Source organism: Dietzia aerolata (assembly GCF_014144865.1).
GTDB classification, from domain to species: Bacteria; Actinomycetota; Actinomycetes; order Mycobacteriales; family Mycobacteriaceae; genus Dietzia; species Dietzia aerolata.
Genome location: NZ_JAALDM010000211.1, coordinates 1 through 20,769, shown reverse-complemented (window position 1 = coordinate 20,769; position 20,769 = coordinate 1). Strand labels below are relative to the sequence as shown.

Annotated in this window: 19 protein-coding genes; 10 read left to right on the top strand and 9 right to left on the bottom strand. The window is 68.1% G+C overall.

Annotated features, from left to right (window positions below; translation table 11 throughout):
• The first annotated feature begins 162 nt into the window (after positions 1 to 162).
• Positions 163 to 540: an RNA-binding S4 domain-containing protein gene (locus G6016_RS12200; RefSeq protein ID WP_182632914.1), complete on the top strand. Its 378-nt coding sequence runs from the start codon at positions 163 to 165 to the stop codon at positions 538 to 540.
• 57 nt (positions 541 to 597) lie between these two features.
• Here the strand turns inward: G6016_RS12200 and treY are convergent, their stop codons facing one another.
• From treY to G6016_RS12185, 3 genes are read right to left on the bottom strand one after another with little or no spacing between them, the layout of a single operon-like run.
• Positions 598 to 3,165, bottom strand: coding sequence for a malto-oligosyltrehalose synthase (treY, locus tag G6016_RS12195; protein WP_182632913.1), 2,568 nt, complete (start codon positions 3,163 to 3,165; stop codon positions 598 to 600).
• Positions 3,166 to 3,167: 2 nt separating this feature from the next.
• Complete coding sequence (gene glgX, locus G6016_RS12190; protein WP_182632912.1) at positions 3,168 to 5,312, bottom strand: glycogen debranching protein GlgX; 2,145 nt, start codon at positions 5,310 to 5,312, stop codon at positions 3,168 to 3,170.
• Between the two features lie 54 nt (positions 5,313 to 5,366).
• Positions 5,367 to 7,478 carry an acyltransferase family protein gene (locus tag G6016_RS12185; RefSeq protein WP_182632911.1) on the bottom strand — a complete coding sequence of 704 codons (2,112 nt, stop codon included), beginning with the start codon at positions 7,476 to 7,478 and terminating at the stop codon, positions 5,367 to 5,369.
• Positions 7,479 to 7,646: 168 nt separating this feature from the next.
• Between G6016_RS12185 and G6016_RS12180 the strand changes: the two genes are divergently transcribed.
• On the top strand, positions 7,647 to 8,258 hold the full coding sequence (locus tag G6016_RS12180; protein ID WP_182632910.1) for a hypothetical protein: 612 nt from the start codon (positions 7,647 to 7,649) through the stop codon (positions 8,256 to 8,258).
• On the opposite strand, the gene G6016_RS12175 is transcribed toward G6016_RS12180, so the two are convergent.
• Positions 8,209 to 8,916 carry an NUDIX hydrolase gene (locus G6016_RS12175; RefSeq protein ID WP_338403598.1) on the bottom strand — a complete coding sequence of 236 codons (708 nt, stop codon included), beginning with the start codon at positions 8,914 to 8,916 and terminating at the stop codon, positions 8,209 to 8,211. The two genes, G6016_RS12180 and G6016_RS12175, sit on opposite strands and share 50 nt — an antisense overlap.
• 71 nt (positions 8,917 to 8,987) lie before the next feature.
• On the opposite strand from G6016_RS12175, the gene nadA reads away from it, so the two are divergent.
• The 3 genes from nadA to G6016_RS12160 all read left to right on the top strand — a co-directional run bounded on the left by nadA (position 8,988) and on the right by G6016_RS12160 (position 11,718).
• On the top strand, positions 8,988 to 10,049 hold the full coding sequence (gene nadA / locus G6016_RS12170) for a quinolinate synthase NadA (RefSeq protein ID WP_241730269.1): 1,062 nt from the start codon (positions 8,988 to 8,990) through the stop codon (positions 10,047 to 10,049).
• A gap of 80 nt (positions 10,050 to 10,129) precedes the next feature.
• On the top strand, positions 10,130 to 11,026 hold the full coding sequence (gene nadC, locus G6016_RS12165; protein ID WP_187354546.1) for a carboxylating nicotinate-nucleotide diphosphorylase: 897 nt from the start codon (positions 10,130 to 10,132) through the stop codon (positions 11,024 to 11,026).
• A gap of 164 nt (positions 11,027 to 11,190) precedes the next feature.
• On the top strand, positions 11,191 to 11,718 hold the full coding sequence (locus tag G6016_RS12160; RefSeq protein WP_182632908.1) for a hypothetical protein: 528 nt from the start codon (positions 11,191 to 11,193) through the stop codon (positions 11,716 to 11,718).
• Positions 11,719 to 11,844: 126 nt separating this feature from the next.
• Here G6016_RS12160 and G6016_RS12155 read toward each other — a convergent pair whose 3' ends face one another.
• Positions 11,845 to 12,804, bottom strand: coding sequence for a cation efflux transmembrane domain-containing protein (locus tag G6016_RS12155; RefSeq protein ID WP_182632907.1), 960 nt, complete (start codon positions 12,802 to 12,804; stop codon positions 11,845 to 11,847).
• Complete coding sequence (locus G6016_RS12150; RefSeq protein WP_241730268.1) at positions 12,801 to 13,361, bottom strand: type 2 periplasmic-binding domain-containing protein; 561 nt, start codon at positions 13,359 to 13,361, stop codon at positions 12,801 to 12,803. Before G6016_RS12150 ends, G6016_RS12155 begins: the two co-directional genes overlap by 4 nt.
• A 259-nt stretch (positions 13,362 to 13,620) precedes the next feature.
• Between G6016_RS12150 and G6016_RS12145 the strand changes: the two genes are divergently transcribed.
• The gene (locus G6016_RS12145; protein WP_182632906.1) at positions 13,621 to 14,349 is read left to right on the top strand and encodes a serine/threonine protein kinase; all 729 of its coding nucleotides are present in this window, start codon (positions 13,621 to 13,623) and stop codon (positions 14,347 to 14,349) included.
• A 61-nt stretch (positions 14,350 to 14,410) separates the two neighbouring features.
• Here the strand turns inward: G6016_RS12145 and G6016_RS12140 are convergent, their stop codons facing one another.
• A complete protein-coding gene (locus G6016_RS12140; RefSeq protein WP_182632905.1) occupies positions 14,411 to 15,550 on the bottom strand; it encodes an alkaline phosphatase family protein in 1,140 nt (379 codons plus the stop codon).
• Positions 15,551 to 15,815: 265 nt separating this feature from the next.
• Between G6016_RS12140 and G6016_RS12135 the strand changes: the two genes are divergently transcribed.
• Entirely contained in the window at positions 15,816 to 16,367 is a 552-nt protein-coding gene (locus G6016_RS12135) for a hypothetical protein (protein ID WP_182632904.1), read from the top strand.
• Positions 16,368 to 16,581: 214 nt separating this feature from the next.
• Positions 16,582 to 17,076, top strand: a complete 495-nt coding sequence (locus tag G6016_RS12130) for a hypothetical protein (RefSeq protein WP_182632903.1) — start codon at positions 16,582 to 16,584, stop codon at positions 17,074 to 17,076.
• A 55-nt stretch (positions 17,077 to 17,131) separates the two neighbouring features.
• On the opposite strand, the gene G6016_RS12125 is transcribed toward G6016_RS12130, so the two are convergent.
• Positions 17,132 to 18,175 (bottom strand): hypothetical protein, encoded by a 1,044-nt coding sequence (locus G6016_RS12125; RefSeq protein WP_182632902.1) that lies wholly within the window; start codon positions 18,173 to 18,175, stop codon positions 17,132 to 17,134.
• Positions 18,176 to 18,294: 119 nt separating this feature from the next.
• Positions 18,295 to 18,681: an MmcQ/YjbR family DNA-binding protein gene (locus G6016_RS12120; protein ID WP_182632901.1), complete on the bottom strand. Its 387-nt coding sequence runs from the start codon at positions 18,679 to 18,681 to the stop codon at positions 18,295 to 18,297.
• 349 nt (positions 18,682 to 19,030) lie between these two features.
• Between G6016_RS12120 and G6016_RS12115 the strand changes: the two genes are divergently transcribed.
• The gene (locus tag G6016_RS12115) at positions 19,031 to 20,065 is read left to right on the top strand and encodes an iron-siderophore ABC transporter substrate-binding protein (RefSeq protein WP_338403597.1); all 1,035 of its coding nucleotides are present in this window, start codon (positions 19,031 to 19,033) and stop codon (positions 20,063 to 20,065) included.
• A 4-nt stretch (positions 20,066 to 20,069) separates the two neighbouring features.
• The coding region (locus G6016_RS12110; protein WP_182632899.1) for an iron chelate uptake ABC transporter family permease subunit at positions 20,070 to 20,769 on the top strand (700 nt) is incomplete at its 3' end.

The following is a 20,769-nucleotide window of genomic DNA, read 5'->3' as shown; positions in this document are numbered from 1 at the left end:
CAGTCCTCACGCTCCGTGAATCAGCGGGGCTAGGCAGATCAGCTTCAGATAGGCAGGACGAGACGGCATGGGCAGAACGGGCTTCACAGGGGGCACTCCACACCACCTGGACGGACAAGGCGGTGTCGTGGCGGGGACGGCGGTTGTCGATAGGCTCGTGGAATGGGTGTGCGGGTTGATGCGTGGACGTGGTCGGTGCGGCTGTTTCCCTCGCGGACCAAAGCCGCGGCCGCGTGCAGGGGAGGCCACGTCAAGGTCAACGGCGAGGCGGTGCAGCCCTCGAAGAACGTGGTTCCCGGCGATCGGGTGCAGGTCACGGGCGCGCTGGGTCGAATGAGGATCCTCGAGGTGGTCGAGACCGTTAGCAAGCGAGTCGGAGCTCCGGTGGCCGCGACCTGCTACATCGATCATTCGCCGCCGCCACCGTCCAACGAGATCCTGGCCTCGCAGCCCAGGCGCGATCGCGGTGCCGGCCGACCTACCAAGCGCGAGCGGCGCGAAACCGACCGGCTTCTCGGCCGCGACCGTGGCAGGAACTGACTGGCCGCGGTCGCGCCTGGAACTGCACGGACGTGCCGGGTAGAGGCCGCTGGACGATCAGGCGCCGTCGCGGACGATAACGACGACGGGTACTTCCGCCAACAGTTCGCCCACATCGACTCGGCCCGAGATCACCGAGCCATCCGGGCGTACGGCCCACGACCCAGCGGGCAGGTCGACCACGGTCCGCAGGAAATTCTCGGCGGGCATGACCGCGGTGCGTCGGCGGGCGATCATGCCGACACCGGTCACGCCTTCGGAACCAGTCACACCAGCGGAACCGGCCGGGCCCAGTGGACGCATGAACGCCACCACGTCGGCGGCGGCCGGACCGTGAACAGGGATCGGCAGGTGCGGTCCACCCGCCATCGCGTCGGGGTGGTCGCGGCGTAGCCGCAGGATCTCGCGCACCAGAGTGAACTTGGGATGCCGGACGCGGGCGATCGCCCCGGACCGCAAGGGGCCGTAGTCCACGAACCGCCGATTGTCGGGGTCGACGAGCGAGTCTTCCCACACCTCGGTGCCCTGGTAGACGTCCGGAACGCCGGGGGAGAGCAACTGCACAGCCTTGGCCAGCAGGGAATTGTCGCGACCCGCCGGCGCGATGCGCTCCACGAATCCCCCGACCAGCCCGGAACCCGAGTCGATCAGGTCGTCAATCCACCGATGCACGGCTGACTCGAAATCTGCGTCCTGGTCGGTCCACGTCGTGTGGACAGCGGCCTCGCGCATCGCCTTGTCGGCGTACGCGTGCAGCCGGGGCCGCAGCGCCGAGGCGTCCGCGGCCGGGCTCGAGGACGCGGACCCGGCGAGCTCGGACTGCCCGGCCGCCGACCCTTCAGCGGTCGGCCACACACCCACGATGACCTGCAGCAGGAAGTAACCGGCGTCCTCGGCAGGCGGCGGGTACGTGGCAAACACCTCGGCGACGAAGTCGGCCCACTCGTCGGGCACCTGGGACAGCACCGAGATGCGGGCGCGCACGTCCTCGCCGCGCTTGGTGTCGTGGGTGGACAGTGCCGTCATGGTCCCCGGCATGGCGGCTGCGCGCTCGGCCATCGTCAGATGGAACGCGTCCACCGACAGGCCCATCCGACCCGGCGAGCCGCCCACCTCATTGAGCGAGACGAGCCGACCGAGCCGATAGAACAGCCGGTCCTCCTCGGCCTTCGCGGTGGCCGCACCGGTGACCTGCGCGAGCCGCGCCGAGGCCTCCCCGCCGCAGGCCAGGGCGCGGGAGATGAGCTGCAGTGCCGCCGTCCGCTCGGGGCGCTCACGTCGCAGGACGTCCAGCAGGGCCGGGAGTGTGCCGCGCAGGACCGGATAATCGGCCCGATAGAACGGCGTCAGAGCGATCACCGAGATCAGCGTCTCCCGCAGCTGGGCATCTGAATCGGTGGTGTCGTCGTCGTCATATCGCTTGTCGGAAACGTCACCACCCACCGACCCGACCGGTCGCGCCGACGATTCCGACTGCACCCATCCTTCCGCCCGGACAGCCCGCACCAAACGCCCCAACTCTGGTGCCAGGTCCTCGGCCACGATCTGACGTTTGATGGCGGCGGATTGGGCGTGGACCTGCGCATCGTCGCCGAAGCCGCCGCTGTACTGTGCCGCCAGGGCGGACAGGTGCGCCTCGCCGCGGGCGTCGACGAGCAGGTGATCGATGAGGCGCAGGGCGTCGTAGCCGGTGGTGCCGTCGACTCCCATCGCCGGATCCAGCACCTCCGGCGGCACCGAGCCGGTGCCGGGCGACAGGATCTTCTCCAGGAGCAGCCAGCGGTCGCCGACGAGCTCGCGGAGTCGGCGCGTGTAGCCGACCGGATCGGCCAGCCCGTCCGGGTGATCGACGCGGATGCCGTCGACCAGATCCTCCGAGCACCACCGCCGCACCTCGGCGTGCATCGCGTCAAAGACGTTCGGGTCCTCCTGCCGCACCCCGGCCAGCCCGGTGACGGTGAAGAACCGCCGGTAGCCCAGCAGCGGCTCGCGCCAGTGGACGAGCCGGTAGTGCTGTCGCGCGTGGACCTCGCGCGCCGTACCACCGCCCGTGCCGGGGGCAATGTCTGCCGTGCCGGGGGCGATGGGGAAGCGGTGCTCGAAGTAGTGGAGCTCGGCCTCGCCGGAGTCGGTGCGGGATGGGTCGACGACGACGAGGTCATCCACCGCATCCGGTGAGCCCAGAACGGGCAGCACGATCTTCCCGTCGGCGCCGTTCGCAGGGGAGGTATCGAAGTCGAAGAACGAGAAATACGGTGACTCCGGGCCCCTGCGGAGAGCATCCCACCACCACGGGTTGGCGGCCGCGGAGTCCACGCCCAGGTGGTTGGGCACGATGTCCACCACCAGGCCCAGGCCATGCTCGCGGCAGGCGGCGCGGAGGGCGCGCAAGCCCTCGATCCCCCCGAGTTCGGCCGACACGGCGGTCGGGTCCACCACGTCGTAGCCGTGGGTCGAGCCGGGGGTGGCCTCGAGGATCGGGGAGAGGTACACGGCACCCACACCGAGGTCGGCGAGGTACGGCAGGAGGTCGCGGGCGTCGGCCAGGGTGAAACCGCGGCCGGCGGGGTCGGAGGAGGGGGTGCGTAGCTGGAGTCGGTAGGTACTGGACGGCAGCTTCCGCATCGTCAGCTCAGCTTTCGTAGAACCACGGTGGAACGGTCGGTCACCGTGAGCGTGCTGCTCGCGGACAGGGTGCGGGCTTCCTCCGTCGCGGTCAGGGTGGTGTCCAGGACGACCTCCCATTCCTCCGCGAACTCGGTGCCGAGCAGCGTGAAGTCGAGTGGCTCACTGTGGGCGTTGAACAACAGGAGGAACGAGTCGTCGATGATTCGCTGGCCGCGCTCGTCCGGCTCGTGGATCGCGTCGCCGTTGAGGAACACGGTCAACGACTTGCCGAACCCGGAGTCCCAGTCCTTGCTGGTCATCTCCGAGCCGTCCGGGGTGAACCAGGCGATGTCCTGTGGGTCCTCCTCGCCGCGAAGTGGAGTACCGAAGAAGCGGCGGCGCCGGAAGACCGGGTGGTCCTTGCGAAGTCGCACGAGTTGCCGGGTGAACTCGAGCAGGTCCGACTGCTCCTCGTCGAGTTCCCAGTTCATCCAGGAGATCTCGTTGTCCTGGCAGTAGACGTTGTTGTTGCCGTCCTGTGTGCGGGCGATCTCGTCCCCGTGCGCGATCATCGGCGTGCCCTGGGACAGGATCAACGTGGTCAGCAGGTTGCGGCGCTGCCTGTGCCGTAGCGCCAGGACCTCTGGGTCGTCGGTCGGGCCCTCGACGCCACAATTCCAGGAGCGGTTGTGGCTCTCGCCGTCATTACCGTCCTCGCCGTTGGCCTCGTTGTGCTTGGAGTTGTAGCTCACCAGGTCGTTGAGCGTGAACCCGTCGTGGGCGGTCACGAAGTTGATCGACGCCGTGGGGCGGCGGCCGGTCTGCTCGTACAGGTCGGAGGAACCGGTGAGCCGCGATGCGAACTCACCGAGGGTGGACGGCTCACCGCGCCAGAAGTCGCGGACCGTGTCACGGAACTGGCCGTTCCACTCGGTCCACAGGGGCGGGAAGTTGCCCACCTGGTAGCCGCCCTCGCCGACGTCCCACGGTTCCGCGATGAGCTTGACCTGACTGACAACCGGGTCCTGCTGCACGAGGTCGAAGAACGACGACAGTCGGTCCACCTCGTGCAGACCCCGCGCCAGGGTGGAGGCGAGATCGAACCGGAAGCCGTCGACGTGCATCTCCAGAATCCAGTAGCGCAGCGAATCCATGATCAGCTGCAGGGAGTGCGGGTGCCGCACGTTGAGCGTGTTACCGGTGCCCGTGTAGTCCTTGTAGTACTGCTCGTCGCCCTCCACCAGTCGGTAGTAGGCCTGGTTGTCGATTCCGCGGAAGCCGATGGTCGGGCCGAGGTGGTTGCCCTCGGCGGTGTGGTTGTAGACCACATCGAGGATTACCTCGATGTCCGCGTCGTGGAATGCCTTGACCATCGCCTTGAATTCGGTCACCGCGTCCCCGGGCTTGTCGGCGAACGCGTACTCGTTGTGCGGGGCGAGGAAACCGAAGCTGTTGTAGCCCCAGTAGTTGCGCAGTCCCAGGTCGATGAGGCGCTGGTCCTGCATGAACTGGTGGACCGGCATGAGCTCGATCGCGGTGACGCCGAGGTCCTTGAGGTGCTCGATGATCGCGGGATGGGACAGGCCCGCGTAGGTGCCACGCATCTCCGCCGGCACGTCCGGGTGGGTGGCGGTCATGCCCTTGACGTGGGCCTCGTAGATGACCGTGTTGTGGTACTCGTGATTCGGTGCCCGGTCGTTGCCCCAGTCGAAGAAGGGGTTGATCACCACGGTGGTCATGGTGTGGCCCAGCGAGTCGTCGGTGTTGCGCTCGTCGGGGTTGTCCAGGTCGTAACTGTGCAGGCTGGGGTCGCCGTCAAAGGCTCCGCCGAAGGCCTTGCCGTAGGGGTCGAGAAGGAGCTTGGAGGGGTCGCAACGCAGGCCGTTCTCGGGTTCGTACGGGCCGTGTACGCGGTATCCGTAGCGCTGCCCCGGGGTGACACCGAGCAGGTAGCAGTGCCAGATGTGGCCGTCGACCTCGGTGAGTTCGATGCGGGTCTCCACCCCCTCGCGGTCGATGAGGCAGAGTTCGACCTTCTCGGCCACCTCGGAGAACAGTGCGAAGTTCGTGCCGGTGCCGTCATAGGTTGCACCCAGCGGGTATGCGGTACCCGGCCAGGCGCGGACGAGTTCGGGAACGGACTGCTGGGACTCGGCGTTGGTCACGTGGTCCAAGAGTAGTGCGTTGGCCGCACTTCGGGTCCGACCTCGGGGCCGGGGTCACCACCAGCCGGTGGCGGGGCCCAGTTGACGGGCCAGTTCACCGGAGGCGGAGCGCACCCAGGAACCGGATAGGTGATGCGAGTCGTGATAGACGATCACGTTGCCCACTACGACCGGACAGTTCTCGGGACCGCACAGACCGTCGGTGAGGTCGACCAGTCGCACGTTGGATAGTCCGGCTGCGGCGAGGGACGCAGGGTTGATCGGCGAGATGGACCGTTCGCGGGGCATCCCGCACTCTTCAGGGCTGTCGCCGTCGCCGAGGCAGTCGCTGGCGCGGACGGGGCCGCGGCCGTTGTTGAGCCACGGAGTGTCGCGAATCGCGAGGACGCCGATGCCCTGCTCCTCGAGCGCCCGCCACAGTTCGATGTATTGGCGCGGGGTGACGTCGGGGCCCATCACGCCCACAGGGCGGCTCGCGTTGGTGAACACGAATTCCGGTTGCAGTCCGGCGATCGTGGCCAGTGCATCCGGCGTCCATTCGGCGCAGCTGTCGTACATCTGCTCGCCGTCGTCGGAGACCGAGGCGTCGAGGGTGAGCGGGCAGCCCATCTTCAGGACGGTGACTACGCGGAATCCGTAGTGCCGGCCGACTTCGTCGAGTCCACTGATCCAGTGTTCGGCGTGGGACCCGCCGGCCAGCACGATGGTGCGGGTGGCGGCTTCATCACCGTAGACGCAGGTGATGACCTCGCTCGACTCGAAGGTCGAGATGCATTTGTCCATCGTGCTGGGCGGAAGATCGTGACCGACCTGGAGCAGCGAGGGGGTGAAGGACACGTCGTCCGGAGCGTCGACGCCCTCAAAGAAGGCGCGGGCGCCGGGGTGGTCCGGGTCGGTGAGCGAGTCGACGTAGGGGACCGACGAGCGCGAGGAGGCGGTGGCGCTCCACCATCCGACGGTGCCCAATGAGGCAACGGCGGCGACGACGACGAGCGCGGTTGCTCCCACGAACTGACGCTTCTGACGGCCCGTGCGCGGGGGTGGACCCCAGAGCATGTCGCGGGCGGCGGCGGCGGGCGTCTTCTGACTCTTGGCCCGGCTGGCCATGCGCAGCGGCCGCTCGATGTATTTCTCCGTGATGAGTGCCAGGACGAGCGAGATCACGATGATCGTCATGCCGGAGACGAGGGTGATCTCGTTGTCGCGGTCGTGGGAGAGCCACAGGATCAGCAGGGGCCAGTGCCACAGGTACAGCGAGTAGGAGATGTCGCCGAGTCGGCGGAACACCTTGGCCGACAGGAGCCAGGTGATCGGATCCCTGGCGGGGGTCGCGCGCACGCCGGCGGGGAGGTTGCCGCCGAGCACGATCAGCAGTGCGCCGCCGATGGGGTACCAGGCCAGGGGGCCGGGGAAGTACGCGGCGCCGTCAAAGAAGAAGCCGGTGCTCACCACGAGGAACAGTCCCGCGGCGGTGGTGATCAGGCGCAGCGGCCACGGAAGAACGATGCCGGCCAGGACGATCGCCACCAGTCCGCCGATGAGCAGCTCCCACATGCGGGAGGCCGTGTCGTAATAGTTCAGGGGCTGGTTGGTCTGCTGTCCGATGACGGACCACCACACGGATGCGGCGGTGCCGGCGGCCACCACGGCCAGAAGGAACCATTTGGGGGTCCCGCGCCGCACGAGCAGTCGCCACAGCGCGGTTCCGCCGAGGATCACCGCGAGTGCCACCAGATAGAACTGACCCTGGACGGACATCGACCACAGATGCTGGAGCGGCGAGATCGTTGCATCGGCCGCGGCGTAGTCCGCGGACGTCTCCGCCAGCTCCCAGTTCTGGTAGTAGAGCAGCGACGCGACGGCCTGGTCGAAGATCGCCGTCCACTGGGTGGGGGGCTTGATCAGGATCGTGCCCAGCATCGTGGCCGCGATGGTCACCACGAGTGCGGGGTAGAGCCTGCGGACCAGTCGCTTGAGATGGGGCAGTGGGTTGAGCGGGGTGCGTGGATTGTCCGTGCCCCTCAGAAGCGACCCGAGGAAGAAGAATCCCGAAAGGGTGAGGAATACGTCGACGCCACCGGAGACCCGGCCCATCCAGATGTGGAACACCACCACGAGGGCGATCGCGAGTCCGCGCAAGCCGTCGATGTCATGCCGGTAGGCCATCGTCCTCCGTTGCCGACCAGAGGTCGCGGGAGCAGAGTCGGTGGCCACTGGCGGATACTTCCTGACGTCTCATCCGGTACGAAAGTTGGGCGGAGCCGCGTCCGATTAGACCACAGCGGGCTGAGATCTCCCGTTTCGACGGTAAAGGGCGTTGGTACAGTCCGCCGTATGACCAGCGCATCTCGGGCAACAGGTGACGGACGCCACGTCAACAAGATGCGGCGGTCGCTCGGAACTCTGTGCGGCCTCCTCGCCCCGTTCGTCGTCGCGCTGCTGGTGTGGGTCGTCGCTGCGCCGCGGTCGGAGCTGGTCTCCGTCGGCGGGGGACGGGGCGTCCGGTTCCCCGATTCCGGAGCCGACGGCGGGAGCCAACTGCTGATGCTGGTGATCCTTCTCGGTTTCGCTTCGATCTGCGGCGCTCTGGTCCTGTGGTCGCGGCACGTCGAGTTGCGGCGGCCGGCGGGTGTGCCGGTGCTCGCGCTGCTTCCCGGGTTCGCCTGCGCGCTGGCCGCCGTGGGTGCCCCCTGGATCGCCGACCTGTTGGCGTCGCCGCCGCGGGACGTCCCGTTCGGTGAGGTGGTCGCGCAGGCGCCTACAGCGGGTGCGTTGTTTTTCGACGGGATGCTCTACGGCACCTCGGGGCCGTCGTGGGAGTGGTTCCCGCCCGGAAGCGGATGGTTGCTGTGGGGCGCAATGATCGCGATGTTCACCGTGGCAGCCCTGGCCCATTTCAGTCGGTGGCCGGACCTGGTGGCCGCAGAGTCGCGAACTGATCGGTGATCCGCAGTCGCCGCTCGGCGAACTTGAACAGGGCCGCCGGTCGTCCGCCGGACGGGCCCGGGGGAGCGCTGCGCCCGCATCTCACGAGTTCTCCGCGCCGGCTGAGGATCCGCTGCAGGTTCGTGGGATCCACTGGGTGCCCGAGCGCGGCCCCGTAGAGCTGCGCGAGAAGCGAGAGCGTGAACTCCTCGGGCGCGAGCGCGAACCCGAGTGTGGAGTAGGAGAGCTTGGCCGCGAGGCGGGCGCGGGCCCGGGCGACGATCTCCGCGTGGTCGAAGGCGGTGTCGGGCAGGTCGTCGACCCGGAACCATGCGGTGTCCGCGGGGATGTCGGGGTCGGCGTCGCTGGGGAGCAGTCCCAGGAACCCGGACGCGAACACCCGCCGCCCGGGCACGCGCGCCGGGTCGGAGAACTCGGACACCGATTCCAGGTGGCTGAGCTCGCGGACGTCGACCTTCTCGTCGAGTTGCCGGGTCGCGGAGGTGGCGAGGTCTTCGTCGTCACGTACCTCGCCGCCCGGCAGAGCCCAGCAGCCCGCGGCGGGGCCGAGGGAGTGCTGCCAGAGCAGGACGTGCAGCGACGGCGCCGCCGAGCCGGGAACAGGTCGTACCTGGCCCACCACGACGAGCACCTCGTGACCGGTGTTACACTTATCCACGTTTTCGATTGTAAGACGAAAACGCGGCCGGTGGGGTATCGGCCGCGGACACGACCCGAGAGGGGGCAGGGATGAGCTCTGCCACTAGTACCAACACCGCCATCGGACGGCTCGATTCTCCGCTGGCCGCGCAGATCCGGCACGACGGTTCGATCTACACCGGCGTTGAGCCCGACGAGGTGTGGGCCTCGGAGATCCGCCGGCTCGCCGCCGAGCGGGACGCGGTGATCCTCGCGCACAACTACGAGATCCCCGCCATCCAGGACATCGCCCATCACGTGGGGGACTCGCTGGCCCTGTCGCGGATCGCGGCGAGCGCCGAGCAGTCGACGATCATCTTCTGCGGCGTGCACTTCATGGCCGAGACCGCCAAGATCCTCTCGCCCGAGAAGACGGTGTTGATCCCGGACGAGGCCGCCGGTTGTTCGCTCGCGGATTCCATCACGGCCGAGCAGTTGGCCGAGTGGAAGTCCGAGCACCCGGACGCGGTCGTGGTCTCCTACGTCAACACCACCGCCGCGGTGAAGGCGCTGACCGACATCTGCTGCACGAGTTCCAACGCGGTCGACGTGGTGGAGTCCATCGACCCGAGCCGCGAAATCCTCTTCCTGCCGGATCAGTTCCTCGGCGCGCACGTGCGCCGCAAGACGGGGCGTGACAACGTCCTGGTGTGGGCCGGCGAGTGCCACGTCCACGCCGCGATCAACGGCGATCAGCTCACGGCCAAGTCGGAGTCGCACCCGGGCGCGGAGCTGTTTGTCCACCCGGAGTGCGGTTGCGCCACCAGTGCGCTGCACCTGGCCACAGAGGGCGCGGTGCCCGCGGATCAGGTTAAGATCCTCTCGACCGGCGGGATGGTCGACGCCGCCCGTGCCTCCGGCGCCCGTGAGGTCCTGGTGGCCACCGAGGTCGGCATGATCCACCAGTTGCGCAAGGCGGCTCCGGAGATCGACTTCCTGCCGGTCAATGACGAGGCGAGCTGCCCGTACATGAAGATGATCACCCCGGCCGCGCTGCTGCGCGCGCTGGTCGAGGGCGCCGACGAGGTCGACGTGGATCCGGTCACCGCCGAGGCCGCGCGCGGGTCTGTCGAGCGCATGATCGCCATCGGCAACCCGGGGTCGGGGGAGTGACGGGCCACGCCGCGTCTGGTCACGGTGGCGTAAGGGACGACGACGACAACGTCCTCGATCCCGATACCCGAGCGGATGCACTGATCGCGATCCGTCGCGCCCTCGAAGAAGATCTGCGATATGGCCCCGATGCCACCTCGCTCGCGACGGTGCCGGCGGATGCCCGGGCGACCGCACGGCTCGCGGCGCGCGGGGACGGTGTCGTGGCGGGGCTGCCGCTGATCGAGATGGTGCTCGCCGAGGTTCTCGGCGCGGCCGACTCTGACGCCGCCGACCAGGGCGCGGCCGCCTCGGATGCCACGGACTCGGGCACCTCCGGCACGAGCGGCGGCTATTCGGTGACCCTCCTCGCGGCCGACGGCGACCGCGTCGCGGCCGGCGACGTGGTGGCCGAGATCTCCGCACCCACACTGGGACTGCTGACCGCCGAGCGCACGCTCCTCAATCTGGTGTGCCACTTGTCCGGGGTCGCCACGGCGACGCGCGCGTGGGCGGACGAGCTGGCCGGGACCGACTGCGCGGTGCGGGACACCCGCAAGACCATGCCCGGACTGCGGCTACTGCAGAAGTACGCGGTGCGCTGCGGCGGCGGGGTCAACCACCGCCTGGGGCTCGGCGATGCGGTGCTGATCAAGGACAACCATGTGGTCGCGGCCGGTGGCGTGGTGCCCGCGCTGGCCGCGGTCCGCGAGCAGTTCCCGGACCTGCCGTGCGAGGTCGAGGTCGATTCCCTGGAGCAGCTCGACGAAATGCTGAGCGAGCGCGTCGACCTGATCCTGCTCGACAATTTCCCGGTGTGGCAGACGCAGATCGCCGTGCAGCGCCGCGAGAAGATCTCGCCCGGTACCCGGCTGGAATCCAGCGGTGGACTCACGCTGGATGTGGCCGCGGACTATGCACGCTGCGGCGTCGATTTTGTCGCCGTCGGCGGCTTGACGCACTCGGTCGGCGTGTTGGATCTCGGCCTGGACATGTGAGGGCGCCGGCGGAGGCGGATCGCCCTGGGCGGGGTGCCCGGCGGGGGTGTTCCGTCTCGCTCGGGGCGTGCTCGCAGGCTGTCGGGTGCTCGGGTGTGAGGTCGGCCCCATCCGGGTGATCTGATGAGGCGTCAACCCGTGTCGGACGCGTAAAGTCGTCCGCCATGACGGGCTACTGGGATTCGGGTGACGTTTCGGCGGCGGAGCGACGGCAGCGTCGTATGGAGGAGGCCCGCCGCCGGGTCGAGTCGGGGGAGAACACCCCTCCGCCACCGCCCGCGGCTCCCGCCCCGAGTACCCGGCCCACCCGGACCCGGTCGGCTCGCGCCCCCAAGGCCGCCGCCGTCGACCCGACCGCGGTCCCCGACTCGCAGTACGCCGTGTGGCGCAGCGTCCAGCATTTCTGCCTGACCGATTCGTTGCCGGACGCCAGCGGAAAGAACCTGGATCTACTGGTCGCGTGGTCGGATTCGATTCAGCAGTTCCGCCTCCGCCCCCGGATCGTCGCCCGACTCGATGCGAACGGGGCCTGGCTGCCTGTGTGCTACGCCAAGGACGGAAGTCGGGACCCCATCAGTCAGGCGCAGGCCGAGCGCTATCGCGATGCCAGGGTCGAAGGGGCCGCGCTGTCCGGAGGGGCCCAGAAGCCGCTCAAGGAGACCGACCACCCGGAGTCCACTCTCACCCTCTGACGCCGCGGATGCACGCGACTATGCAGGCGTAGAGACCGCGCTCTATACCGGTGGTGGTTCCGCCTGTGGAGGCCTCGTCGTCGTCGTACATTCTTTGGCTCTTCCTGCGGCGGTGACAGTCGCCACTCAGCGGGGGCGGTGGGTGGTATGGACCTCGGCGACCACCGTCACCACCACGTCCTGCACCTTCCAACTGATCTCGGTGAGCGCCCGGCGGACCGCGGCGAGGCGCTCCACCGTCACCACCTGCCCGTCGGCCGGAACGAGGAACGCCTCGACGTGGAAGACATGGCCCTCGTCGCGCACGCGAACGCCGTGGTCGGTCGCCCACCCGACATCCGCCAGAACCTCGTCGATCTCGTGGACCAGCGGATGCGGATCGGTGCCGTCGAAGCGGGTGGGACGGCGGTCCATCAACCCGGTGATCGCGCCACTGAGGTTGGCCCACCCGTCGCGCAGGATCGACACGCTCACCACCAGCGCGGCGGCCGCGTCAGCCCACCACAGGCCCATGCCGATCCCCAGCACGCCCACGATCGTCGCCACGCCCGTCTGCCAGTCGGCGCGATTCATGTCCGCGTCGGCGTAGAGGACCTTGTCGTGCAACACCTCCGCCGGGGCCGTCTTCATCCGGCCCAGGATGACCGGCCCGACGCACGACAGGGCCATGACCGCGATCATCAGCCACCCGGTCCAGATCACCTGCCCCCAGATCACCACCACCCCCAGCGGCGGCCGATCCCCGGTGAGCAGGCCGGTCCCGGAGTCCACGATCAGGAACAGCCCCATCGCCAGCAACGCCACCCCCGCGACGAGATGACCGACGCCGACGGAACGGTGCAGCCCGTACCGGAACCGCGACGACGGCCGGGCACGCGCCAGCTTGGCCGCGATGAGGAACGCCAGCGGGGGCAACAGGGACAGTGTGTCCTCGATCCATGCCGCCTTCATCGCCTGCGACTGGCCCGAGACCGCGAACACCGCCGCGATGGTCAGCGACATCACCGCCAGGGTCACCCACTCCAGCCGGATCGCGCGGCGAAGGGCCGTCTGCTGCTCCGGTGGGAGCCGGTCGGGGCCGGTCATGTCACGCCCCCGACCCGCGCGAGGTGGGTTTCCAGTGCGACCAGAAGGGCATTTTCTCCCAGCGGAGTTGCCATCACCCGCTGCACGGTGTCCCCGTCGGGGGTCACATCCTCGCCGTACGGCCTGGTCAGGGCTACTTCCTTGGACCAGGGCAAGTCGGTGGTGAGTCCGCCCACCATCACATCGAGCTCGCCGAGCGCCATCGCCTCGATTAACTCGCTCTCCGCGCCGGGGACCCATCGCACCGTCGCTTCGCGCTCGCGCCCGAATCCGGAAAGCAGGTCGACCTCACGCCCCGACACGATCTCGCCGGCCTCGGTCCGGTGGGGGTCGGCCGCGGGGCTGTCGGCCTGCGCCGCGCCGTCGTGCACCTCGACCCACGGTGGGTTGTCCGACACCCCGACGCGCAGGACCCCGCCGGTGATCCTCTCGAGACTGCCGTCGGTATCCCGTGGCAGTGGTGCGCCGCATCCCGCGACGAGCGCGGTGACGACCGAGAAAATGACGACGACGACACCGCCCAGCAGGGGAGCCCTTGGCCCGGCTGGTGTCGGCATGTCGCACTCCTTTCCGCAGATCGGAACACGTCGGAATCGTTGTGCTGACCGTAGCCAGTGAGGTGACCTGCTGCATCCGGTCGACGCGTGACGATCCGGCGATGCCGGCAGGATGTCTGCGGCCTGACAGTGGGGTTCTGGTTCCCGGGATCGCAGTGCAGGCCGGTGCATTGCGGCGTGAGACGAGAGGCCCACGACCTATGCTCGGTGCCATACAGGTTCACAGGAACTCAGGGGTTCCGCGTCGATGGTGGTGATGATGAACAACGATCCCAACTATCCCGGATGGAACCAGCCCGGTGATACACAGTGGTCGGGGCAGGCAAATTCCTGGGGTCAGCCTGCTGGGCCCAAGCAGCCGCCGGCTGGTGCGCCGGCGAAGAGCAGTGGGCCGCTGTGGGCGTTGGGTGGCGCCGCCGTGGTGCTCCTGCTCGTTCTGGCCGGTGGGATCGGGTATTACGTCGCCTCACGCGGAAGCGGTGAGCCGCCGGCCTCCGTCACGGCAGGTGACTGGAGCACTCCCACCGCTGCCGCCCACGACACCGAAGGCGACACACTGCAGGTCACGGATCAGCCCTCCGACATGGTCACCGTGACAGTGACCACGACCCCTGGGATCCCGCCCGGCGAGACCGGTCCCGGCCACAATGCGGGCGGAGGGGACCTCGGACTGTCGGTTCCGCTCGCCCGTCCGTCGTGTGACGGGCAGGGGATCGTGGTGCTGTACTCGGCGGTCACTCCCGGCGCCTACGCCCAGGAAATCGAGTCCGCGTTGGCGCAGTATCCTGGGGCGTCCTATCTGCGGACGGACATGGCGTGTCCGTCGCTGCGGCAGCGTGATGAGAACGGCAATGCCATCTACGCCGTCTTCTATTCCTCGGGGTACTCGAAGCAGGAACTCTGCGCGGATGTACGGTCGGCCGGACCACCGGCATACGGTCGGTGGCTCGATAGGACGAGTGACCCGACCGCGCTGGTGACCTGCTGACGCTGACTCACTGCCGAGCGGCGCCGGAATAGCGTGTGGTCCTCGGCTGCCCGACTGTCGGTCAACGCACGATCAGCGGGATGTGTTGTTCTGCGGCCGTGTTGGCCCCGTGGTGACCGAGCAGTGACGATTCGAGTTCCTCATTTGTGGTCCTCGCCAGCACGACACCGCCGGTGGCGATCGCGATGACGTCACCGAGTCGATCGGCGTGGCCGCGCCCGGGGCCGAAGAGTTGCTCGTCGAGCGCCTGCTCCCGGGTGAGTACTCGAGCGAGGCCGTCCAGGGCGGTCGCCCAGGTCATTGCCACCTCGGCAGCGGCGCCCGGAAGGGTGTAGGCGTGTCGGACTCGCGCCTCTCCCGCCACGGTGTCCACGCCCGCGAGCAGGTCTGGCCGCGAGTCGATGTCGACGATGGTTTCTGACGCGATCATGCCGTGGTCCGCTGTGACGAGCATGCGGCATCCGGGCGGAAGGTCCGTCGCCATGGCGGCGATGAAGGCGTCCACCTCTCGAAGCGATTCCAACCATTGCGGGGAACCTGGCGCGTGGATGTGGCCGATCAGGTCGAGGTCCCCGAAGTAGGCGTAGACGAACCGTCGTGCCCGAGAAGGCCGACTGAGTGCGTCCGTCACTTCGCGAGCGATCTCGTCGAGGGAACTGGCCGGCCTGAAAATGCCCGGCGCGCGGAACGCCGCCCGGGTGAGACCGGATTCACGGAAATCCCCGCGCATTACGTAGGTGACCTCGACGCCGTCATCGGCGAGGATTTCGAGCAGGCTGGGGAGCTGCTGGACTGACCGGGGCGGGAAGCGGTCCATCGCCGAGGGCCCGCCAGCTGAACCGAGCGTCCACCGGAGCGGATTGAATGCTGTCGTGCCGTCGTCGTCGGACAGCCGGAAGCTGTACCCGACGATGCCGTGACGAGAGCAGGGAGCGCCGACCGAGAGACTGGTCAGACTCGTGGCGGTCGTGCTGGGAAAGCCCGCGGAGATCATCCGACTGGTCATCGCGGCGAGTGTGGGGGCGACGTCCGCATGCTGCCGGATCAATTCCGCGCCCATGCCGTCGATGAGAAACAGGACCGCGTCGCTGCTGGGCTCGAGCGCCAATGGATTCGGACCTGGTGAGCCCAGCCCTGCTGCGAGGGAGGGCATGATGTCGGCAAGCGAATGGTTCGACGGGCTGGACGGGATCGCTGACATGCGCTCACCTTCCCTCATCGGAGGATTCTCCGGAGCGCGTTTGGGTCGCAGGGTGTGGCTGAAGGCCGAGAACCCTGTCGGAATTGTCTGGAACACGGGTTCGTTCACACGAGGGGGCGCGCGGCTGTGCAAAAACTATTTGTAACCAGTGCTGTCGCTGAAGGTGACGCCGGTGTCTGATGTCTTGCCTTGGCTGATGAATATCAATACGATCTAATTTTCACACCATTCGGGCAGACGTCCCGAAACCGCAACGGAGGCCCCCATGCCCAAGACCATCGCTTACGCAGGCGCGCTCGCAGCTGCACTTCTCGTTGCGTCCGCGGGGACAGCTGCCGCGCAGAGTTCGGAACTGTTCGGATCGGTCACCGAATCTGTCTCCGGTACCGGATCTTCCGGACTGGTCTCCGGCTCATCCGATATGGAGGGCGACTACCTGGGTTCTGTCGGGGAGATGGCCCCGGCATCCGTCACCGGCTCGCTGCCGGGCTACGCCACTGGCCCGCTCGGTTCCACGGCGACACTGTTCTGCAACGTCGGCTCCGCGGCCGGGCTCGCCGCCAACGTGACCGGTATGCCGCTTCCGATCCCCGTCAGCGCCATCTGCTCGGTCGCCAACCCGCTCGCCCAGTCCGGCGACGCGGTGCTGGAGGGCGACTTCCAGGGCTCGGTCGATGCGGTCATCGGCGGCATTCCCGTCGTCGGCACCTCCGTCACCCGTGCGGTCGACACCTCGTCGGTCGCCGAGCAGGTCGAGGATCTCGTGGGGGACCGGCTCGGCTCGCTCGCCGAGACCTCGCTGTCGCCGGGGAACTGATTCCTCCGACCCCGGACCTGACACTGCGGCAGCCGGCGTGACCCGGATCGGGGTCACGTCAGAGCGGGTTGCCGGGCCGAGTTGGTCCGGTCGACTCGCCGCGGTCGCCAGCCGATAAATCCTGGTTCATAATGCAGACGCCTGGTTGAGGTTAACTGGGATAACGTGCGTCCAGATCTGAGCGCACATAATTCAACTCACCGGGAGGTTGATCATGTCCAGAACCACTGCGGTCGTCGGGGCTCTCGCCGCAGGGCTCGTGGTGCTGTCCAGTGCGCCGGCGTCGGCCCAGCCGTTGTCGGAGATTCCCAGCGGTTATCTCGGTTCCGCGGGAGAGATGCTCCCGGGTTCGGTGACCGGTTCACTGCCGGGCTATGCCACCGGTCCACTCGGATCCGTTGCGACCGCGGCCTGTAATGCGGGAAGTGTCGCCGGATTGGCCGGTGTCGCAGTGCCTGCGGAGGTCGACCCCGTGTGCCAGTTCGCGCCTGCGCTCGGTGAGTCGATCGACCATTTCATGAGCGGCGACTACCACGGCTCGGTCGAGGCCGTCATCGGTGGTGTGCCCTACGTCGGCAGCATCCTCACGCGCGTTGTGCCGACGGACTCCGCGGCTGACGCGATCGAGAACGCGGCCGGCCAGGGCTCCGAGGGGGCACCGGGAGCGCTGCCGCTGGACAGCATCTCCTCCGAACTGCCCGGTAGCTGATCGACCTGATAGCGGCGAGCACCCCGGCTGACCGCCGGGGTGCTCGCCGCAGTGGTCACAGGGGCATCCGTCTCGATGCCCACGAGCTTTGCTGTGCAGCCGCACCGGGAAACTGGCAGCTGGCCGGGTCCCACGGCAACGGGCCATCCTCGGGCGTGGTCGGGGCCGCGACGGAACCCTTGTCGCAACCGGCCGGCTCGATCTGTTCCGTGTTCCGGTCCCACGTGTCGCCGACGTTCATCCGCCGACGCGTGTTCCAGGCCGGGCCGACGAACAACTCGGCCGCGACGGGGTGGTGAACCAGCGGCCGGAATGCAGGATTGTCCGCGAGGAGATAGATCGCGTTGATGAGGGTGTTGGGGTCGACTCGGTAGCTGGAGCAGTCAACACGCACCACGTCGCGGCCGTTGGCGCGGTGCGCCATGGTCCTGCGGTGCACTTCCGCGGTGGACCTCTCGCGGAGGGTGATGTGAACCCCGGCCCGCAATGCGCGGCGGCTGGGGATGTGCACCGCGGTGGCGTGCTTGACGTTCGCATCGCCGGTCGGGGTGAGGTGCTCGATGTCGGCCCACGGGATGAATGCCCGGAACCAGCCCCGCTCGTACCGCAGACCATCGGGTGTGAACTCCAGCACCCGGTGGTGTCCGGCGACGATCAGGCTCAACGGCGCCAGAACCAGGCAGACGATCGCGATGGCCGGGAGTCTGACCTGGTCGAATGTGCTGAAACTCGCCGCGCCTTCTTCACCGAGAGCGGTGTAGGCGCCCATCCCACATCCGACGAGGACCATCATCATCGGGACGTGGAGCGACCAGATCCCCGTGGCGGGGATGATCTTGCGGGTGTCGGTGAGCGGGCGCGGTGAACGTAGGTTCGTGAATCCTCCGACCGTGGGACTGATCACCGCGAGTCCGAGGGCGGAACACATGAACCACAACGACGAGGTCTCGTGGGGATCGCGGATGAAACCGGCCAACCCGAGCAGCGATATGCCGGCAAAGAAGGCCGATGCCGCGATCCAGAGGCATCGGGGGCGCTGCGCCACCCGGTACCGCCACGGGAGCGAGTCGAATCCGGCTGAGCGGAAGGGGGGATTCATCGTGCTACTGGCCTCGTTTCCGGGGTGGGACGTCGGTTACCTGCCGTTCTCTGGTGATGTGATGCACCAGAAGGCACCTTTTGTTCCCGCCCCGCGGAGGCGACCGGGGATGTGCGGCTCTATCGCTGGTCACGTCCGAACGCATCTGGCTCAACCGGCTGTCGAATCCTGGGCAAGCCCGCCACGACCAGTCGGTAGGACTCCGTGACGAGCTCGGAGACCATGTCGGACGTGAGGGTTCCTCCAGCCCTGAGCGAGATCCAGTGTCTCTTGTTCATGTGGTAGCCGGGCGTGATGTCGGGGTGCGCATCGCGCAGCGCCATCCCGTCGGAGGGAAGCGCCTTGAGGGTGGCGATCTTCTCGCCGGCCAGGACCGTGAGCAGGAGGAAGATCTTCCCGCCGACCTTGTAGACCGCGTGCTCGGGCCCGAACGGATACTCCAGCACTGACTGGGGAAGTTCCATGGCCCGTTCGTCTGATCGGCGGTGGAGTTCGGATCCGTCCATGGCCTAGGACGGTACGGCAGGAGTACGCCCCGACAGGTCGGGGACGTGGGTGGGTTGGCAACCCACGGAACGAAAATGAACGACGACGACAACGCCACCGTGTGCGGCGGTCACATCGACTGTCGGCATCAGGGCGGCTTCTCACCGCTCGTCACCTGGGGGCTTGCGCAGAAACCCGGTCGGGGAATAGTCTGACCCGCGCCTAGTAGGTTAGCCAAACCTAATTGGATTTTGGGCGCAGGTGACCTTGCGCATTACTTCGAGAGACGGAGACCCCATGCCTTCATCCGGCACACATTCCCGGCCGAGTGCCGCCATCACCGGCGACGCGGTACTTCCAGGAGGGCGGGTGATCCTTCTCGTCGTGGTGGCGATGGTCGCCCTCGTCGCACTGCTCGCGGGATGTTCCACCGGTTCGGTCGGAGGGGGAGAGGATCAGGCCGCGACCGGGGACATCGAGCGTCAGGGTGAGTTCCCGCGGACCATCACCCATGCGTACGGCGAGACCGAGATCACCGAGGCGCCGACCCGTGTCGCCACCATCTCGTGGGTCAATGCGGACGTGTCCCTGGCGCTGGGCGTCGTCCCCGTCGGGATGCCCCGTAACTCCTTCGGCGCCAACGCCAACGGATCCACCGACTGGTTCGACGCGGAACTGGAGTCTGTGGGCGGCACGATGCCGGAGCTGTACTCGGAGACCGACGGGATCAACACCGAGGCGATCGCCGCACTCGAGCCGGACGTCATCCTCGGCGCCTACTCCGGAATGACCGCCGAGGAGTACGAGACGCTGTCCAAGATCGCCCCCACCATCGCGATGCCCGAGGGCGACGTCGCGTTCGGAACCGCATGGCAGGACTCGACCCGACTCATCGGCGAGACCCTGGGGCGTAGCGATGCGGCCGAGGAGCTCATCGCCGACGTGGAATCCCAGATCCAGCAGGTCGGTACGGACAACCCCGACATCGAGGGCACGAGTTTCGTCTACGGCACCGTCGATCCCGCGGCTGCCGAGAAGATCTACGCCTTCACCGACGTCGACAACCGTCCCCGGTTCCTCACCCAGCTCGGAATGGTCCAGGCGCCGGTCGTGGCCGAGGCGTCCAGCGGTGCCCCGAGCGAGTTCGCCGTCAGCTGGTCTCCCGAGCGTTCCGACGAGCTGGAGTCGGACATCCTCGTCACCTACGCGACGTCGCCCGAGGTGCGTGAGGCGATCGAGTCTGATCCACTGCTCGGCCGCATCCCCGCCGTGGAGGCCGGCCGCATGGTGGTCCAGACGGACGAACAGCAGGTGCTGTCGATCTCCGCGTCCTCCCCGCTGAGCCTGCCCTGGGCGTTGGACAACGTCGTTCCCGAGATCATCGACGCGGCGCAGCAGCCCTGATCCTGTGACTGCCCTCGACACCGCCTCCGCTCCGTCGGCTCCCGAGCCGGCGGCCGCGGCGCGTGCCCACCGCCGTCCGAACCGGGCAGTGGTGGGCACGGCCGTGTCGGTGGCCTTGCTTCTCATCGCGATCGCGGGGTCGCTGTTCATCGGTGCCCGCACGGTCGACCCCCTGGTGGTCTGGTCCGCGCTCACCGCCCTGCCCGGACAGATCCTGTCGGGAGACCTGGCGGCGGCACTGGCCCCCGGGTCCACCGCATCCATGGATGAGGTCGTGGTGGCCGCCCGCGTGCCCCGCACCATCACGGCGATACTCGTGGGCGCCGCACTGGCCGTCGCCGGGGCGGGACTGCAGGGCGCCACCCGAAACCCACTCGGCGACCCAGGCCTTCTCGGCCTCACCGCCGGAGCGGCACTGGGCGTGGTGCTGGGGCTGGCACTCGCACCCGCCGTGTCCCCGTCGATCGTGTCCCTGTTCGCCGTGGCCGGGGCGCTCGTCGCCGGCCTGGTGGTGACCGGCGCCGGCAGGCTCGGGGCGGACTCCGGTACCGGACTCGTCCTGGCCGGCGCCGCCGTGACCGCCGGCTGCACGGCCGTCACCTCGTCGCTGGTCATCGCGCTGCCCGGAGTTCTCGACCGCTTCCGCTTCTGGGGACTGGGTTCGGTGGACCGTTCCGGGATCCCCGAGATCGGGGCGGCCCTGC

Excerpts from the sequence above, each read along its gene's own strand:
- G6016_RS12200 (WP_182632914.1), top strand. The coding sequence starts at position 163 with ATGGGTGTGCGGGTTGATGCGTGGACGTGGTCGGTGCGGCTGTTTCCC.
- treY (WP_182632913.1), bottom strand. The coding sequence starts at position 3,165 with ATGCGGAAGCTGCCGTCCAGTACCTACCGACTCCAGCTACGCACCCCC.
- G6016_RS12185 (WP_182632911.1), bottom strand. The coding sequence starts at position 7,478 with ATGGCCTACCGGCATGACATCGACGGCTTGCGCGGACTCGCGATCGCC.
- G6016_RS12180 (WP_182632910.1), top strand. The coding sequence starts at position 7,647 with ATGACCAGCGCATCTCGGGCAACAGGTGACGGACGCCACGTCAACAAG.
- nadA (WP_241730269.1), top strand. The coding sequence starts at position 8,988 with ATGAGCTCTGCCACTAGTACCAACACCGCCATCGGACGGCTCGATTCT.
- G6016_RS12160 (WP_182632908.1), top strand. The coding sequence starts at position 11,191 with ATGACGGGCTACTGGGATTCGGGTGACGTTTCGGCGGCGGAGCGACGG.
- G6016_RS12155 (WP_182632907.1), bottom strand. The coding sequence starts at position 12,804 with ATGACCGGCCCCGACCGGCTCCCACCGGAGCAGCAGACGGCCCTTCGC.
- G6016_RS12150 (WP_241730268.1), bottom strand. The coding sequence starts at position 13,361 with ATGCCGACACCAGCCGGGCCAAGGGCTCCCCTGCTGGGCGGTGTCGTC.
- G6016_RS12145 (WP_182632906.1), top strand. The coding sequence starts at position 13,621 with ATGAACAACGATCCCAACTATCCCGGATGGAACCAGCCCGGTGATACA.
- G6016_RS12140 (WP_182632905.1), bottom strand. The coding sequence starts at position 15,550 with ATGTCAGCGATCCCGTCCAGCCCGTCGAACCATTCGCTTGCCGACATC.
- G6016_RS12135 (WP_182632904.1), top strand. The coding sequence starts at position 15,816 with ATGCCCAAGACCATCGCTTACGCAGGCGCGCTCGCAGCTGCACTTCTC.
- G6016_RS12130 (WP_182632903.1), top strand. The coding sequence starts at position 16,582 with ATGTCCAGAACCACTGCGGTCGTCGGGGCTCTCGCCGCAGGGCTCGTG.
- G6016_RS12125 (WP_182632902.1), bottom strand. The coding sequence starts at position 18,175 with ATGAATCCCCCCTTCCGCTCAGCCGGATTCGACTCGCTCCCGTGGCGG.
- G6016_RS12120 (WP_182632901.1), bottom strand. The coding sequence starts at position 18,681 with ATGGACGGATCCGAACTCCACCGCCGATCAGACGAACGGGCCATGGAA.